This window comes from Cohnella herbarum (genome assembly GCF_012849095.1).
Classification (GTDB): Bacteria; Bacillota; Bacilli; order Paenibacillales; family Paenibacillaceae; genus Cohnella; species Cohnella herbarum.
The window spans coordinates 2,747,874-2,766,047 of record NZ_CP051680.1 but is presented as its reverse complement, the minus strand read 5'-3'; the positions used below and the strand labels follow the sequence as shown (position 1 = coordinate 2,766,047).

At 50.8% G+C, this 18,174-nt stretch carries 10 protein-coding genes; 7 read left to right on the top strand and 3 right to left on the bottom strand.

All coding sequences use genetic code 11. The features are described 5' to 3' along the window. Nucleotides 1-32 precede the first annotated feature (32 nt). Entirely contained in the window at nt 33-5,009 is a 4,977-nt protein-coding gene (locus tag HH215_RS36365; protein WP_169280182.1) for a DUF4832 domain-containing protein, read from the bottom strand. Nucleotides 5,010-5,396: 387 nt separating this feature from the next. Between HH215_RS36365 and HH215_RS36025 the strand changes: the two genes are divergently transcribed. From HH215_RS36025 to HH215_RS12320, 7 genes are all read left to right on the top strand, one after another. Then, nucleotides 5,397-7,661 (top strand): DUF4832 domain-containing protein, encoded by a 2,265-nt coding sequence (locus HH215_RS36025; RefSeq protein ID WP_217362292.1) that lies wholly within the window; start codon nt 5,397-5,399, stop codon nt 7,659-7,661. A gap of 794 nt (nt 7,662-8,455) precedes the next feature. Then, nucleotides 8,456-9,811: an ABC transporter substrate-binding protein gene (locus HH215_RS12345; RefSeq protein WP_254450457.1), complete on the top strand. Its 1,356-nt coding sequence runs from the start codon at nt 8,456-8,458 to the stop codon at nt 9,809-9,811. 72 nt (nt 9,812-9,883) lie between these two features. Further along, nucleotides 9,884-10,753, top strand: coding sequence for a carbohydrate ABC transporter permease (locus HH215_RS12340; protein ID WP_169280181.1), 870 nt, complete (start codon nt 9,884-9,886; stop codon nt 10,751-10,753). 16 nt (nt 10,754-10,769) lie between these two features. Next, complete coding sequence (locus HH215_RS12335) at nt 10,770-11,609, top strand: carbohydrate ABC transporter permease (protein ID WP_169280180.1); 840 nt, start codon at nt 10,770-10,772, stop codon at nt 11,607-11,609. Nucleotides 11,610-11,746: 137 nt separating this feature from the next. Then, nucleotides 11,747-13,231: an extracellular solute-binding protein gene (locus tag HH215_RS12330; RefSeq protein ID WP_169280179.1), complete on the top strand. Its 1,485-nt coding sequence runs from the start codon at nt 11,747-11,749 to the stop codon at nt 13,229-13,231. Then, nucleotides 13,228-14,967, top strand: a complete 1,740-nt coding sequence (locus HH215_RS12325; protein WP_169280178.1) for a sensor histidine kinase — start codon at nt 13,228-13,230, stop codon at nt 14,965-14,967. The genes HH215_RS12330 and HH215_RS12325 overlap by 4 nt, the downstream gene beginning before the upstream one ends. Before the next feature lie 2 nt (nt 14,968-14,969). Next, a complete protein-coding gene (locus HH215_RS12320) occupies nt 14,970-16,586 on the top strand; it encodes a response regulator transcription factor (RefSeq protein WP_169280177.1) in 1,617 nt (538 codons plus the stop codon). 267 nt (nt 16,587-16,853) lie between these two features. Here HH215_RS12320 and HH215_RS12315 read toward each other — a convergent pair whose 3' ends face one another. Continuing rightward, nucleotides 16,854-17,366 carry a transcriptional regulator gene (locus HH215_RS12315; RefSeq protein ID WP_254450456.1) on the bottom strand — a complete coding sequence of 171 codons (513 nt, stop codon included), beginning with the start codon at nt 17,364-17,366 and terminating at the stop codon, nt 16,854-16,856. Between the two features lie 167 nt (nt 17,367-17,533). Then, nucleotides 17,534-17,968, bottom strand: a complete 435-nt coding sequence (locus HH215_RS12310; protein WP_169280176.1) for a flavodoxin domain-containing protein — start codon at nt 17,966-17,968, stop codon at nt 17,534-17,536. Between the last annotated feature and the right edge of the window lie 206 nt (nt 17,969-18,174).

Genomic DNA, 18,174 nt, shown 5'->3' with positions numbered 1-18,174 from the left:
CGCCAAGCTCTTTGCTTTTGGTTATTAGGGACTTATTGAAGCGTAATCGGGCCGAGCTCGAGCCAGCCGTCCGCTCCTTGGCTTTGATTGGCAAACAGGATCGGAAGCGGGTTGTTCCAGGGCAAGTAACTCGGCATGTGGCCCTTGGCTCGCACGTCCGCCTCTTTGATTTTCCAGAGGGGATTATACACGTGCATGACCAGTTTGTATTGGCCGGGCGGTACGCCCGCGGCATTAACCGTCGCGTCGAAATACTGCGGCTGGCCGAAGTTGACGTAAATTGGATTACCGGATACGTTCCATTCCGGGAATACCTTGACTTGCTTCGGCACGATCGTCCGTAAATCCCAATCGGTCGTCCACGTTTTGACGATATTGCCGCTTCCGTCTTTCAGCGCGAGCTCAACGGGATACATGTCCGGACCGTAATAGAAAGGCGCCGAACCGCTGTTCTCGATTTGAACTCCGACTTTGAAGCTGCCGGATACGGAATTGTTGAAGTACGCGTTCTTCGCGTAGAAATTGTAGCCCATCTTCTGCCATACGCTCACTTCGTTCGGATCGTTTTTGTTGTATTTGCAATTCTGGCAGATCATCCAAGTCGCATGGGTCATTTCAACGTCCGTCAAGGCGTCGTCCTTGGTAGCGGAAGCCGGGTCGAACAGATTTCCTTGGACTTCGGGACGAACTTCGCCTCCGATGCTTGCCGTTACCCATTTGTTCTCCGCGCCGAATAGGAGCGCTTGAGTCAACAGGGAATCCGATTTGCCGTTCATGGACAGGGGTAGCGTCATACTGCCAACGCGTCCGAGTACGGGATCCATCTCCCGGTAGGCGAACGAGTCGTCATGGTAGCCGATTCGCGCGAGTGTCGTAATGTGCGTTCCTCCGCCGGATCGCGGATATCTGTTCTCAACCCGGGTGACGCGGAAAGCGGAGTTATAGGCATCGAGAATGAGATTCGCGTTGGCGTCGGACATCATCCAGTTCTGAGTGCCGTTACTGCCGTCGTTCGGCCAAGTATGCCATTCCCCCCATCGGCCTACGAGCCCCATGTGGATGAAGGCGATGCGAGGATCGCCGTCGTACTTGGCTCCGAACGCGGCGATGAAGTTCTGGAACGCTTGCATGACGACAGGAGAATCGTAGTTGAGGATACAGCCGTTTCGGACTTGGCTCATTAAGAAGTCCGGAACGTCTTTGCTCGAGAACGATTCGCAGGATGCGACCCGCAGCGATAGCTGTTTGCCGTGGGAAGCGACTTCGTCCAACGCTTTCTCCACGAGTTCCCAATCGTACGAGTTCGCGCCGGTCATCAGCTCGCCGAAGCCGAAGTACTTCCATTCGATCGAATTGTTGATTCCGCCGTATTGCGTTGCGGTCTTATCGGCATGATCGCCGGGATAGTACCAGATCGCGAAGCCTTTCAGCGGATTGGTAACCGGGTCGGTTCCTTTCGCCAAGGGATGAACCGCAAGCGATGCATCCGGACTGTTTACCGCGTAAGGATTGACGGGGACTCCGGCCGGAACGGTCGAAGCGGCTCCTCCGGGAGGCGGCGCATTCGTCGTGACTGCGAGCGAAGAGCTCGCGGCGGACAAGTTCCCGGCGGCATCGGCGGCTTTGACGGTATAGTTGTAGGAGGTGTTTGCCGCGAGTCCCGTATCTGTGAAGGCGGTTCCCGTCGGCGTGCCGACGGAGGTCCCGTTCCGGTAGACGACATAGCCGGTTACGCCTACATTGTCAGTCGAAGCGCTCCAAGATAGGCTGACGGAATTGCTGGTTTTTACCGTTGAAGCTAAGTTGGAAGGAATGGAGGGCGCGATGGCGTCAGGCGGAGCACTGAGCGTAATTCTGTCGAAATCCGGCGCCCAGCCGCCGGAATTCGACAATTTAATCGTATTCGTTCCCGCGGTAAGGGATAGCGTTACGTCAATCGAAGCGACGGTACTCCATCCCCCGCTATTCGGAAAATTCAACGTGGCGGGAGAACCGCCGTTCACGCTGATTTGCGCGGAGCGGCCGGCGTCCCCGTTCAGATAATAGACTTTGACCGTTTGGCTTCCGGAGCTGGCCGGAGTTACTCCATTGAACTGAAGCGTGCCGCCGTTGTTGCCGACGTATCCGACTTTGGAGCCGCCGGAGCATGTGCCGCATGAAGAGACCGCGGCTCCGCCTGCTAACGTATTGCCCGCCGCTTCCGCTTCATAGCTGATTTGCGAAGAGGCGGCATCGGTCGTTACCAATAGGCTTGGGCTGGCCGCGGATTGGTTACCCGCGGCATCCGTAGCTTTGACGGTATAACTGTAAGTTGTGGCCGCACTTAGCCCTGTGTCGGTAAAGCTGGTTCCCGTCAGCGTGCCGACTTGCGTCCCGTTCCGATAGACGACGTAACCAGTAACGCCTACGTTATCGGTAGACGCGCTCCAAGAAAGACCGACCGTGCTGCTTGTTTTGCCCGTAGACGCAAGGTTCGCCGGAACCGAAGGCGCGATCGTATCTCCGCCATTGCCGCCGGTACCGCCTCCATCGGCGGAGATCGTGTCGATCATAAGTACCGAATAGGTAGCGTCGCGATGCACGATGCGCAAATACTGGGTATTGGCTAGGTTTGCGTTAAATGCGGATAGCGGAATGGCGATATCCGTATAGCTGCCGGTAATATTTCCGTATGTGCTAATCGGCCCGACCGTGTGATCCGTACCGTCATTTAGCACGACATTCCAATGGCTCTCGGTGTCGGTATCGCTCCAATCGCGTGCTCGGATGATTAAATTGCTTGCCCCGGCTAGGCTTTGATTAACGTTTTCCTGCAAAAATTGTCCGTTTCCGCCGGAGTTCAGGACGATATTACCCGAGCTGTCCGATCCGTAATACAAACTATCCATCGTCCAACTGAAGCTTTGGTTCAGATCGTTTTTCTTATTGGCGAAAACCGTCTGGTTGGCGTAAGAATCGATCGTTACCGGCTGAGGAGCGGAAGGGGTCGCGCTCGCCTGAGGCGAGTTGCCGCTGCTGCCGGCTCCGTTCGCCGCGCGGACTACGTAATAGTAGGTCGTTCCGTTCGTCAATGCGGTGTTCGTGTAAGAGGTGCCGGCAATGCCCGTGGCGACTTGGGCATATCCCGTTCCGTTCGTGGCGGAGCGGAGCACGGTATAGCTAGTTGCTCCCGTGGAAGCGGGCCAGGTCAGAACGACTTGCGAATTGCCCGGCGTCGCCGTTAACGAAGCGGGGGCGGAAGGAATCGAGATGGCTGCCGGAGTCGCGCCGGCTTGGTTCGAGTTGCCGCTTGTTCCAACGGCGTTAACGGCTCTGACCACGTAATAATAAGTCGTTCCGTTCGTTAAACCGGTATTCGTATAGCTTGTGGACGTAAGGCCGCTCGCAATTTGCGCGTAGCCGGAGCCGCTGGTAGCGGAACGAAGCACCGTGTAGCTGCTCGCCCCCGCGGAAATGTCCCAAGTCAAAGTAACTTGGCTATTACCCGGCGATGCTTGCAAGTTCGCCGGCGCTTCGGGCACGACCGGGTCTCCGCTGACGGATATGGCGTTTGCCAACACGTTGTAACCTTTGACGGCATCCCATGTGCCCGTATTGGCGAACCGGACGGAATATTCCGGCCGCGTGCGTAAGTTGACGTCCGCATCCGGGAGCCAGAGGGCTAATTTGTAGGTACCGGCAACCATGTTGCCCGGAAGGGCGACGGTTTGGTTCGATAAAGCGACGGGGCCGCTCAACCATTGCCGTACGTCCACTCCGGTCAACTGGACATTATAGCGCTGCGTTCCGTTATCGAATACTAGGAAAGCAGGGCGTGATTTAATGATCCCGGAATAGCCGTCATTGCTCAGGTTGGCGGAGAAGCCGAAGCTGCCGCCGGGACTTATGCTCGTAGGGAAGTTGGCGTCGATCAACCGCAGCCTGTAACCGAGCTTTCGCTTGATCCGGGTAAAGGCGGTTTCCGCCGGATCGTTGCCGGATGCGGAGAGGTTGGCATTTTTCCAGATGTTGATATTAACGGCCGCGAAATCCTCGTTGATTTCGGTAAAATTGAGCTTGCTCATTTCCGACTGGACATTAACGCCCGCCAAGTCGTTGCTGCCCGCGGAGTCGCAGGTTTCCCCTCCCATCATTTTATTGCCACCGGTAGAGGTCGCCAGATCGTACATCCATTGCTTCTTCTGTTCGACATAGAACCAGCCCATCCAAGAATTGTTATCGTAGGTTCCCATATCCGCGCTGTCGGACAGGAAACAGTCGTTATGGAAGCCGATCCGGTCCTTGTCGTCCTGCGTCAAAGCGGTCGTTCCCGAAGGAGTTGGAAGCTCGAGCACCTCCTTGATGAATATCGGGTAACGAATGACGAGCGGAATGGAGGAAGGAGTCGTGCTCAAAATTTTCTTAATGATGCGATAACGCGTGTCGGCATCCGTTCGGGTGAACGGATCGGTAAATTGACTCGTATGCCATTCCCCCCACGGTCCGAGATAGCCGGCTTCCAAATGGAGAACGACATCGGCGTTGGCCGATATGACCGCGTTGATCTGCTGAATATGCCCCAGTATGCGGCTTTCGGGGACGGTCGGCGATCCCGACCAGGCGTAGGCGGGACGCAGGACGATTTTTAATCCTGCTGTCCGAATGGCCGCGAGACCGGAGGATAAGCTGTCGAGAAGAGCTTGCGGAAGTTGATCCGCGTTCGTGTACTTGTCTAGGTGGATATAGCTGTGAATGAGGGAGTTCCCGGCTTGTTTGGCACGGGCGAAGGTGCGGTCCAGCATGTCCGGGTTAAAGCCGGCGATGCTCGTAGCGGAGCTGGCGTAGTCGTTGACGGAGGGATCGTTGACTATCTCGTACCGGTTATGATATCCGCGCTCCGGGTTCGGGAAAACGCTTGCATAATCGGGGTTAAAAGTAAAAGAGGCAGCGTTGGCAACATAGGCGGGCAATAAGCCTGCAATCAGAATAACGGTCAACAAGGCCGCGAGAAGCTTCTTTTTTAACATCATCGTACCTCCACGTTTTTATTGAGATTCCATGAAGATCCCATCTAAATGATGTCGGAAAGGTCACCCCCTTATCTTCCGATTCGCCTACCTTTCAAATCTAACCTCCTTGAATTGCGCAGCGGATAGAAAATATTTGCGCAACTTATTCACATTATAACTGCTTTTTTCACAGTTTAAACGCTTCTTTTTACCTGTTTAATAACTATTTAGTCGGGTAAGAGAAGTTAAAATGAATCATTCTATACATTAATAGCGCTTACATGTTATAATCCGCTTGATTTAATTGCGCAAATATTTGCTCTATTGCGAAGGGGGCGCTAAGGCATTGGGAGCGTTAGGGTGCGCGTATGTTTGGATGCAAAAAGAAAAAGCGGGAGGATGAAGGCTATGAGGAAAACGGGAGAAGGATTGTTTCTCAAGAAGGCTGGATCGATTGCGCTAGCGTTCGCGATCGTCCTAGCGGGGGTGGGGAGTTACTCCGCGAAAGCGGCGGGTACATCGGTATCGCCGATCATCGACGATTACGAAAGCTATGCGGACGACGCGGCAATACAGTCCTCATGGAGGCTGGATTGGTCGGATAAGCCGGGTTCGGTGGCCGTCGGGATCGGTAAAGCAAGCGGCAGCCAAACGTTGAAGCTGACCGTCAAGGATTCCTCGGCGACTTGGGCGAATATTTTGCATCCGATTGCGGAAACGAACGGCGATGCTTCGGGGTTTGAGGGCGTGACCTTCTGGCTGAATAACGACACGTCGGATGGCAAGGCGTTAGATCTCGGCATGGAAGCGAAGACGGGCGCGGCCAATGGGGCGTTTAATCTGAAGACGGATGGGGCGGCGCAAGTATCGAAGACGGCTGGCAGTTGGGAAACGGCCAAATTCAACGGAGGGTCGCTTCGCGTCGAGGCCGGATTTAAGGGGACGGTGCGCATTGCATGGGATCAATTTAATCAAGCTGCATGGCAATGCGGAGGAGACCAGGTAAAATGCGGTGCCGAATTGGACCCGAGCAAAATGACCGGTTTTCAGTTCGGATACAATCCGACCGTTCATGCTAACAACGTCATTCAGATCGACGATGTCGGGTATTATGGCAATTCATCTTCCTCGGGCGGCACAAGTACCCCCGGCGTTCCGGCGGCTCCGAAAACGGGACCGAAAGCTCCTTCTTGGGCAACTCTCGCCGGTACTCATAAACTAGCATACAAACAAGCGCCGATCGATAATCCGCTGAAAGGGTTTTTGCCTTTTCTGGACGCGGGGAAGGAAGGCTTCTACAAGGAGGGCGACGACTGGCGCGACCGTCCGAGTCAAATGCCGTACAGCCTGGAGTTCCTATACGAGCCTGTCGGCGCCGTGATGAAAGGTCCGAACAAGTTCGATTGGAGCCACTTCGACAAGCAACTGAACGAAATCGCATCCCGCGGGCATCAAGCGGTATTTCGGTTTTATTTGGATTATCCGAACAAACCGTCCGGAATACCGAAATTCTTGCTGGATGGCGGACTCCGGACGAATAGCTACACGGAATTCGACAATGGCAAGGAATCCGCTAGCGTATCGCCGGACTGGAACGATCCGAATCTGGTCACAGCTCTGGAGAGCTTCTCTGCCGCCTTGGGCAAACGTTATGACGGCGATCCTCGGGTAGGCTTCATCATGGTCGGATTAATTGGTTTCTGGGGGGAATGGCATACGTGGCCTTATGACGGCTGGACGCCGAAGAAGGACGAGCAAGGAAACGAGCTCAAGGATGAGAAGGGCGAGACGGTTCGTCTAACCAATTGGATGCCGTCGGAAGGAAATCAAAAAAGGGTGCTGGACGCTATGGACAAGGCGTTCGATCATAAGCGCCTCGTCGTGCGTAATCCGATAGCCAACGACACGTTTCAGACGAAAAATTACGATATCGGATACCATGACGATTCCTTTGCTTTCGAGACGCTGCCACTGAGCATGGGAGGGCAAGATTGGCATTTCTGGGGCCGGGCAATTACGGCGGGCGATACCGACTTCTGGAAGAAGCGGCCTATGGGTGGAGAGATGCGGCCGGAAATCCAAGTTCCGATGTGGAACAACGACCCGCCGCGCTATAATGACCCTGCGAAACCGATAGATGGCAAACAAGGAGAAGATTTTTACGAAAGCCTCAAGCTGACGCATGCTTCGTTCATGATGAACCAAGGCGTGTTCCAGATGCCGATGTCGGGAGAACCCTTGAAAAAGGCGAAAGAAGGCTCTAGAAGTCTCGGGTACGAGTACCAGGTATCCAAAGCTTATTTAGACGGAACCGAAGGAAAACTGAAGATCGGCGTGGAAATCGAGAATCGCGGAGTCGCGCCGTTCTATTACGATTGGAAAGTGGAGCTCGCGGCGAAGTCCGGGGGTAAAATCATTAACGTTTGGAGCGTGAACTGGAAAATCAGCGGAGTGCTTCCGAACGATTCCGAGGGCAATCAAAGCGTCGCTTTCCAATCGATCACGCAAAATCCGAAGCTGGCGAACGGCTCGTACGAGATCTTAATGCGCGTTGTCAATCCGCTTGAGAAGCTCAATTCCAAAGCCGTTAAATTCATGTTCGCCAATAAGGATCAAGGTGCCGACGGATGGTTAAAGCTAGGTCAAGTGAAAATATCGAACCCGGGACGATAAAAAGCGGGCGGGCTGAATAACGGAACCGAGGGCGCTCTTCCCTCGGTTTTTAAGTATCTTAACGTTACAGAGCCGACTCCGAGCACGGATGATGCAATAGTGTCAAAAAGTAACGTTGTAGCGCCGACTCCGAGCACGAATGATGCCATAGTGCCAAAAAGCAACGCTGTAGCGCCGACTCCGAGCACGAATGATGCCATAGTGTCAAAAAGTAACGTTGTAGCGCCGACTCTGAGCACTAATGATGCCATAGTGTCAAAAAGTAACGTTGTAGTGCCGACTCCGAGCACGGATGATGCCATAGTGTCAAAAAGTAACGTTGTAGCGCCGACTCCGAGCACGGATGATGCCATAGTGCCAAAAAGCAACGCTGTAGCGCCGACTCCGAGCACGAATGATGCCATAGTGCCAAAAAGTAACTAGACCGCAGGCAACGGCTTAGATCCCATATTTGACTAGTCATTGACCGTTTCCAGCGGTGTCGCCGGTTCGAAGATGACGAATCCATTTTACTATAATTGCGCAAATAAATTGCGCGAAATGCCACTCCAATTTAGCCGAAAATGATTATCTACTATCCCGAAATCAAGATCATGATCTTAAGATTAGGGCTGAAATCTTTAAATTGTGGCATTTATTTGGGGGAGTATCCTGCTTTATGATGAAGATGTCAAAAACGTACTTTCTTTTTTACCCCAAAATATTTGCGCAAAATATTTCGGAGTATTGATGGAGATGTATCATCATCTTCAGAAGCAGCAGCAACACACAAAAAACCTTGAGGGGGAAATGAAATGTTGGTCCGCAACAAAATGATGGCCTCGGTATTGAGCTTGTTCTTGGTTGCCACCTTGGTTTTGGCAGGGTGCAGCGGGAAGAATGAAAAGAACACGGCGAGCGAACCGGCCGATAGCGCGAAAGCGAGCGAAAAAGCAAGCGAGGCAGCAAGTGAGAAAGCAAGCGAAGAGCCCGCGAAAGAGGTAACGATCAGCTATACGATCTGGGATAAGATCCAGCAGCCGGCCATGGAGGCGATCGCGAAAGAATTTACGGCAGAGAATCCGAATATCAAAGTCAAAGTCGAGGTCATCCCTTGGGGGGACTATTGGACGAAAATGTCGGCCGCTGCGCCTGCCGGTACTTTGCCGGACGTTTTCTGGATGCACGGAGGACAATTTATCAAGTATGCGACCGGCGGCTTCTTGGAGCCGATTACGGATAAAGTACAATCCGGCATCATCGACCTGAACAATTACGCGGCAAACCTGGGCTCCATTTACACGCTGGATGGCCAAAACTATGGAGTCCCGAAAGACTTCGATACGATCGGCCTCGCTTACAACAAAGAACTGTTCGACCAAGCGGGCGTTCCTTACCCGGACGACACGTGGGATTATAACAAGCTGGCGGAAGTCGCCAAGCAATTATCCCAGCCGGACAAAGGCATTTATGGCTTCGGCGCCAAGCTGGACACGCAAGTCGGTTACTGGAACGATATGCTGGCCAACGGCGGACATATTCTTTCGGACGACTTGAGCAAGTCGGGATACGACGAGCCGGCATCGATCGAAGCGTTAAAATTCCGCTATCAAATGATTCTGGATAAAGCTTCTCCGACGCACCAACAAATGACGGACACCGAATCGACCGAAATGTTCAAATCCGGCAAGCTGGCCATGATCTTCGAAGGCTCGTGGCGTAATGCGGATATCGACGGAAGCGAGATCATTCACGGCAAATGGAACTGGGCTAAGTTGCCGAAAGGAAAAGTCAAACGGGGCAACATCATCAACGGTCTTGGCAACGTGATGTCCGCCAAAGGCAAGAACAAGGCAGAAGCCGGCTTGTTCCTCCAGTTCCTCGGCTCCAAACGCGCCGCGGAAATTACGGCGGAAATGGGAGCGGCGATCCCGGCCTTTAACGGTACGCAAGACGCTTGGGTGAAATCCAAGCCGGACTTGAATTTGCAAGTGTTCATCGATCAAGTCGCCGATGCGATTCCGTATCCGAGCGGTACGAAAGCTTATCCGGTGTGGTTCGCTAAAGAATCCGAAATTATGTCTCAAGCATGGGGCGGAGTTATCTCTATCGAAGAAGGCGCTAAAAAAGTAGCCGAAATGATGAATCAGGCGATCGCCGATAGCAAATAACGATTTTTACACGATCCATTTGAAGGCATTCCGTTTCGACGGAATGCCTTCGATGAACGAAGGGGGATGGCCATGAATTCGAAAAGCAGATATGCCTGGGCGTATGCCATGATTGCTCCTACTCTGATCGGAACTTTGCTGTTCTGGAGTTGGCCCGCGGTTTACTCGATTTACTTGGGATTTCTGAAGTCCGAGAACTTCGGTCTCGTTAACCATTGGGTAGGTTTGCGAAATTACGAGAAGCTGTTCCATGACGAAGAGTTCTTTAGAAACCTGCGGAACACGCTATATTACGTCGTGCTTTTCGTGCCCCTTACGCTTGTATGCTCTACTTTTATCGCGGTACTGCTGAACTCGAAGCTCAAAGGTTTGTCCGCTTATCGAGTCATTTATTTCTTGCCGCAAGTCACGATGCCGGCCGCGGCCGCGATGGTGTGGGTCGTGCTGTTCGCCCAAGATTACGGTCTTGTCAATTACGTGCTCGGAACGCACGTGTCGTGGCTGTCGGATCCGCGGTTCGCCATGTACTCGCTCGTCATCGTCGGAGTTTGGGCGGCGATCGGCTTTAACATGCTGCTCATTCTGGCTGGACTGCAAGGCATTCCGAGAACGTTGTACGAAGCGGCCGAAATCGACGGAGCGGTCGGATTCAACAAATTTCGTTACATTACGCTTCCGTTGCTGACGCCGACGCTGTTTTTTACGTCGATCGTACTCATCATAGGGGCTACGCAAGTGTTCGATTCGATCTATATGCTGATCGGCAAAACGAGCGTCGCGCTTCCTTCGGTCCGGTCGCTCGTCTATGCATACTATCAAAACGCATTCGTTTATTACGATCAAAACTACGGTGCGGTCATCGTTAACATATTGCTGGTATTGAACTTGATCCTGACGGGACTCCAGTTTTTATTCCAGAAAAAATGGGTCGTCTACGATTGAGGAGGCATGACAGGACATGATGAAAAGCCAATCCCTAACGAGCAAGCGGACGAATCTGGCCATTCACGCGATTCTGATCGCGATCTCCGTCGTCATGATCGTTCCGTTTCTTTGGATGATCCTTACGTCCTTTAAGACAATGACCGAAGCGACGCAAATCCCGGTCAAAATATTTCCCTCCGAGTTCAGATGGAGCAGTTATCCGGAGGCGTTTAAACAGTCCGCGTTTCAATATTACTATTTGAATACGGCTTTATCGGCGTTTATGAAAACATTGTTTCCTATCATCTTCAGCTCCATGGCGGCTTACGCGTTCGCCAGAATTAAATTCCCCGGACGATCGCTATGTTTTTTTCTCATCATTTCCGTCATGATGGTTCCGAATCCGGTTTTTTACACGCCTCAATACTTGATGATGAGCAAGCTGGGCTTGGTAAATACGGTAACCGCTCTGTGGATTGCCTCGCTGATCAGTCCGTTCGCCACGTTTTTGCTTAGACAATTTTTCCTTGGCATCTCCAAGGAATTGGAGGAAGCAGCGATTCTGGACGGTTGCAATCCGTTCCAGATTTTCTGGCATATTATGCTCCCTCTAGTGAAGTCGGCTCTGGTCGCGGTAGTGATTATTCAGCTTCTGTGGTCCTGGAACGAGCTGCAATGGCCGCTTATCATTAACAGTTCTCCGGAGAAATTAACCTTATCGGCGGGACTAGCCACCTTGGTTTCCAAGTTCGCGACGAATTATCCGGTATTGATGGCAGGTGCTTTCATGGCCGTTATTCCGATGATTTTCTTGTTCTTTATTTTCCAGAAGCGATTTATCGAAGGCGTGGCCTTCAGTGCCCATAAAGGCTAATCGCACGACTACTCAAATAAACGTTACAAGCCGACGCTATTCCTATAGGAGTAGCGTCATCCTTTTTTCCGTATTGATAGGATACAAACATAGGTGGATAATAGCTTTAACGGCCGGAGAGGGAAGGGGTTATTAGAGTGAGGTGTCGCGGGCTTGGGATAGTACTGCTTATTCTGGCAATCGGTTTCGTTAGCGGATGCAGTAACGATCAAGATCTACTCGTTCCTCCGGAAGAGTCGAAATCTATCGTTAAGCTTAAAGTAATCATGCCGGGCGACGAGTCGAATCGGATGAGAGAATTCGTCAACAATGAATTAAACGATCGGCTTAGGAAAGATCTGAATACGGAGCTTGACTTCACGTATATCCCTTGGGCGAACTATCAACAAAAGCTCGAACTAGCTCTCGCTACCGGAGAGAAGTATGATCTCTTCTGGTATGGAACCCCCTTTGTTTCCGGCTACAAAACGAAAGGTTATATTCAGCCCCTTGACGGGCTTCTAGCGAAATACGGCGCGGATCTTACGAAAAACATTCCGGCGGACAATTTCAAACTGGACCAAATCGACGGAAAACAATGGGCGATTCCTTCCCAAGCCTTCACGTCGGCAGGCAAGTTCACCTCTGTCATGGTACGCCAAGATTTGCTCGAATCGGTCGGAATGAACGAAATTAGATCGATCGACGATCTGGAAGTTTTTTATGCCAAAATGCATGCCAAGGACCCGAGCTACTACGGATATTTGGAAACCGATCGAGGTCAAGAGGTATTGTGGCGCGAGCTTTCGGACAACAATTATACCGCTTTGGATGAGCGCCAAATGTTTGCGGTGGATGAAGCTACGGGCGAAATGATCAGTTATTTGGAAACCGATCTCTACAAGAAGGTTGCCCATGTGAGAGAGTCATGGGTCGAGCAGGGCATTATCGATAAAAACCTGATCGGCAATCCGGCTTCCAAAATCGACCAGGAAAACGCGGGTAAGCTGCTCTTCCGGGTAGGCGCCGTCTCGCGCGCGATGGAAAATCTTCAAACCGCTCAAAAGGCGGATCCTCGCGCTAGACTTCGAGAGTATTATCTCTCCCCGGGGAAGCTGAAGTATATTCTCGCTCCAAGCAACGAGGCGTACATGATTCCGACTGCGGCCCAAAACCCGGAGCGCGCGATGATGTTCATGAATTGGATTCTGAAAAACAAAGAAAATTACACTTTCATCATCTACGGCGTCGAAGGAAAGGACTATACGTTGGAAAACCGCAAAATTAAATTATTGACTAACGACCAACTGATGTACGAGTGGATGTGGCGGAACAAAAATTATTTTACCGCTCCGACGAACGTGGATGATGAAATGGTTGAAGATATGCTCACCAACGACGATAACGCGCGGATTTCCCGCTTATTCGGCTTCCACTTTAATGAAGAACCGGTTAAGAGCGAATTGGCTCGGGTAATGGCCGTATACAAGATGAGGTTCGAGCCGATTAATGCGGGGCTAGTTAATTACGACGAGAATTTTCAGGAAGCGCTCGCATCTCTTAAGAAGGCCGGGTACGACAAAGTATTCGCGGAACTTAAGAAACAGTATTCCGAATTTCAGGCATCGGCGGGGGACAAATGATCAAGTTCGGAACTTTTGCCAAATTGGCGATTACGCTTCTTCTGCTGCTCGCGCCGATTTTAGGTTTATATGCCGTTTCGAACCGAACGAGCACCCGAGTCCTTACGGATGAAATCATTAAAGTGAAAAAGTATCAAATCGAGACCTTTGCCGGGCAAATCGAGCAAATGTTTTTTCAACTGGATACGTATAAGAAGATGCTTTACGAAAGCACGGATGTTCGCAATTTGGCCTATCCCGACTTACTGAACGATAATCTGCAGCAATTCCGTACGGCCGGAACGGTGTCGGAGGAAATAAACCGCTTAGCCGGATACGGCGGGTGGAAAGCCGTCATTGCGGTCGTTTATCCAAGAGTAGGAAACGTGATCAAGAGCAATTCCAATTTGAATGCGCTCCCTTCAGAATTGCCGAAGCAAGACACGTTCTGGCAATATTACCCCGATGCCAAGGGAGCGTATTTTATGGAAGTGCTCTCTTATCCCGACGGTTCGGCGGAGTCGAACGAAGTGGATATGCGGGTCGTGCTGAAGGTGGACGAGGTGGAAGTGAGAAGTGCGTTGACCGACTTCAAGACGAACGGTTCCGGGGATCCTTTCCTGTATCAGCCCGGTTCGGATCCCATCTACAATAATTCCTCCAATCGCAATCTCACGAACGAATTGCTGGCCGGGTTTACGCAAGAGCCTTCGGTTGACGGCGGTTATCTCCTTCTGAAGGCAGAGAAGATGGATTATCAAGTCCACTATCAGAAGGTGAATTCGCTCGGTTGGTATCTTGTCGATTATGTTCCGATTACGCAGGTGATGGCGCCCATTCAACGAAACCAAACGATGTTCTACGCGATAAGCGGGATGATGATATTCATGGGGGCTTATCTGGCTTTCGTGTTGTACCGAAACGTTCAAATTCCTTTTCAAAGGCTGATGCAGAGCATGAATCTCATCGAGAAAGGGCTCTATTCCAGCCGGATGAAAGGTAAGCCCAAAGGGGAATTCCGTTTTCTGTACGACCGTTTTAATTCTATGGCATCCAAAATCGAAGAGTTGATCGAGGACGTATTCAAGGAGCAAATACGGTCCAAGGAAGCGACGCTAAAGCAACTCCAGTCTCAGATTAATCCTCATTTCCTGTATAACACTCTCGCCTATATCAAGAGCATGGTTGAACTGAACGAGAAGGAAGCGGCGGTCTCGATGACGATGAACTTGAGCAAATATTACCGGTATACGACCAAGACGGGGCGGAAAATGGCAACGTTGGAAGAGGAATTGGAGTTGGTGAGCAACTATTTGCAAATCCATGATTCGTTATCGGACGGGTTCGAGTTCGAGATCGACGTGGATCCGACGATGCTTCCGATGGAAGTTCCGCGATTGATCCTGCAACCGCTGGTCGAGAACGTGATCCTGCATGGCTTCAAAAACCAAACCGAATACGGAATGATACAAATTCGAGGGTGGCTGGACGGAGAGATGGCTCGAGTAACCGTGGAAGATAGCGGGCTTGGCATCGATCCGCCTCTTATGGAAGCCATGCTCTCGAGAATCCGACTCGCCAACGATCAGGAAATCGAGTCCGGCTTGCAAAATGTTCATCAGCGATTGAAACTGCTTTATGGCGAGGGAGCGGGACTCCACCTTCTCGGTTCGAAGCTTGGCGGGGTGTGCGTGGAACTCGTGTGGAAATACGAAACGAATTCGGTGACGAAGCCGTCGGAAGAAGCGGGGGAATAGTATTGTACGAAATATTGATCGTGGATGACCATACTCACCTGGTCGACAGCTTGGCTATCGGGTTGCCTTGGGAGCTGATGGGGATTACGGCTGTACACAAGGCTTACTCCGGCGAAGAAGCTTTGGAATTGTTGGGTTACCATGCCATCGATATCGTCGTCACCGATATTCAGATGGGCGGCATGAGCGGGCTGGAATTGATCTCTCACGTGAACGAGAAGTGGAAGAACATTAAATCGGTCATCCTGACGGGTCACGATGAGTTTCAGTATGCGAAAGAAGCGCTGCAGAAGCATGTCAGCGATTATTTATTGAAGCCGGTGTCCAATGATGAATTGGAACAAACGCTCCGCAGGTTAATCGACGATATGGAGCAGGAAGGCGAACAACTGATCAATCAGCAGAAAATCTCTTATTTGTTCCGGGAAAGCTTGCCTAAGCTCAGGGAATCTCTTTTTCAAGAGTTATTGTCTGGCAAAAATATTCCTTTATCCGTAGTCAAGGATAAAATCCATCTCTATGAGCTGCCCTTCTCTCTGGAGGAGCCGACATTACTGATTTGCATCCGCGTGGAGGAGGATTATTCCCATACGGATCTCTATAGCGTTTCATTGCTTGAATACGCGATGTTCAATATTGCCGAAGAGGTTTTCTCCAAGAGCTTTCATGTATGGCATTGCAAGGATCCATACGACTATTTGATCTTTCTTGTTCAGCCAATGAAAAATACCAACGATACCGGCAAAGAAACGGCTGCCGACGTGGAAATTCTGGCGCGTCTGGCCCAGCATCAGATCAAACTGTACTTGAAGACTAAAGTTTCTATCGTAGTCAGCCGGGAGGGATTATTTCCGCAAGAACTGACCGCGATGTACCATTCGGCATTATCCACCTATTCGGATTTCATCGGTTATCAGACCGAGAGTTTTCTGAATGTCGTCCAAGGGCAGGAGTTCAAGGAAATCCGTCCGCTGGCCGATTTGTACGCGGCGCCGACCCTCATGCAACTCATCGAAGTGGAGCAGTGGGGGGCATTCGAGGAGAAGCTGTCGAGGATTTTCGAGGAGTTGTGCAGCAACGGGAACAATACGAATGAATACGGCTTCGAAATCTATGTGGCATTGCTTCAAGCGTACTCTTACTTCGTCCACAAGAAGGGCAAGCGAATGTTCGAAGTATTCGGCAGAGATATCGACAAGATGCTGAAGGCAGATGCCAGTTGGAGCGCGGAGCCTTTAAGGGAGTGGGCGTTTGGAAGTTTCCATCAGCTCAAAGCCTACAGCGACAGCCGTTCCGACAATCTGCGATTAGACTTGATGGAACGGGTATACCGCTTCGTGGGCGAGCACTTGAAAGACGTCACGCTTCAATCCGTTGCGGATCACGTCCATTTGCACCCGGTCTATATCTCTAACCTGTTCAAGCAGGAGGCGGGCGAGAATTTCTCCGGTTACGTTTTACGCTTGCGGATGGATAAAGCTCTTCAGCTACTGAGGGATAAAGATATGAAGATCAATCAAATCGCCCTGGAAGTCGGCTATCAGAAGCCGCAATATTTCATTAAATTGTTCAAAACGCAGTTCGGGGTGACTCCTCAGGAGTATAAGAACAGTTTGTAGTGGATGATGAAAACGGGAAGGGCAGCCGGAGGAATACCGGGTCTGCCCTTTCCTGAGTTTTAACTCTAAGGGAAGCCACAGCCCTTATTCTGCTTAAAAAGGGGCTTTTCAAAATGTAACGGAAGTGAGCGCCCTTATGCGATGATAATCCACTGAAATGATGGCATATGATCATGAATAGCGGCGTCCAGTTCCGTTACAATTACAAAACACCCGTTTTCGTCGAAATAACGGCTGTGGGCGCCGTAAAAAAATATCGCTCGCTTTTTATACGAGCTTATACGTGCGATACCGCTTATCCCCGCTAGCAACGACTAACCATTTTTTGCTTACCAAATTATGCAGTAGTTCTCTAGTGTGGCGTTCGGATAACCGCAAATGCGCAGAAAGTTCACGAGGTGCGAAAGGGCGCATCATTCTGCGGGCAAACCGCAACGTTTCCGCTTCAGCCCAATTCTGTTCGGAAGGAACGGCTGTAGAAAGGAATTTCCCGACAAAGGCGAGCGTCAATTGCTTACAAACGCCCGGATCATCTCTAATAGACAAGTAAGCGATGGGGAGGAATACCCAGTCGTCAAGAACGAGCAAGGCTTGTTTCATACACAAATCCTTAAACCGACCAGTCTCGATATCTCTGGCATGGGTTCGGTAATCGTGGATCTCGATACAACCTTTCGCGCTCGGTGGCATATACGCGAGGTCCAAGTAACGGTAACCGTTGTTCATGTCCCGAACTTCGTACTCGGGATACAAATGGTCCAGGTTCCAGAACAAACTCATCTTTTCACCGCTCCCACCCCATAGATTCACGCAAAAAAGCCGCTCCAATACGACATTGCTCCTAAGAGTCGTTCGTATCATAGCGGCATGTGCTTCATACCTGAAATTTGATTTCAATGTATCATATTATGTTCCATCCAATCAAGCTCGGTTGAACGACACGCGGGTTACTGCTTAAACTTTTCCGAAAAAACCTTTATTTTATCTACGAAAATGCCTTTGAGCTGATCGGCTCCTTCCCTTGGCGCAGCATAGGCTTTGTATCCGCCGAATGATTCGATACAGATCGCCGCCTCTTTCAAAGCGACCGGAAAGTTCGACTCAATGAGTTCTTCGGTCTGCTTGGGCTTTTCGTTGCAAATAAAATAACCCATTCTTTTCTTTAGCAGTTCGGTTTGATTTTTCTTGATAAAGTCGCGAACCGGTTTATATATTTTTCCGTCCCTTACTCCAGCACCCAAAATGATGCTATCGAATTCATCGAGATTCGGCTTTTCAGACTCGAGATTACACATCGTGCTGGAAGGGAGTTCATCGCATAATACTTTGGCGCATTGCGTAGATGCTCCCGTTTTCGTGGCGTATAGAATGAGTACTGCCATCGTTGGTCCCCCGTTTTTGTTGAAATGTTATGGATGAATACCGGAATAGCCGATGAAGAGTTTCGTTTGAAAGTAATCTCTATCGCCGATTATCTCTATAGTCAAGATATATTTCATTTTAGAGGGAGCGCTAACCGTTGTCAAGAAAGGTGAGAAGACGCTAAAGGGGGAACCGTTAAATGAAATTAATGGATATTTACATACAT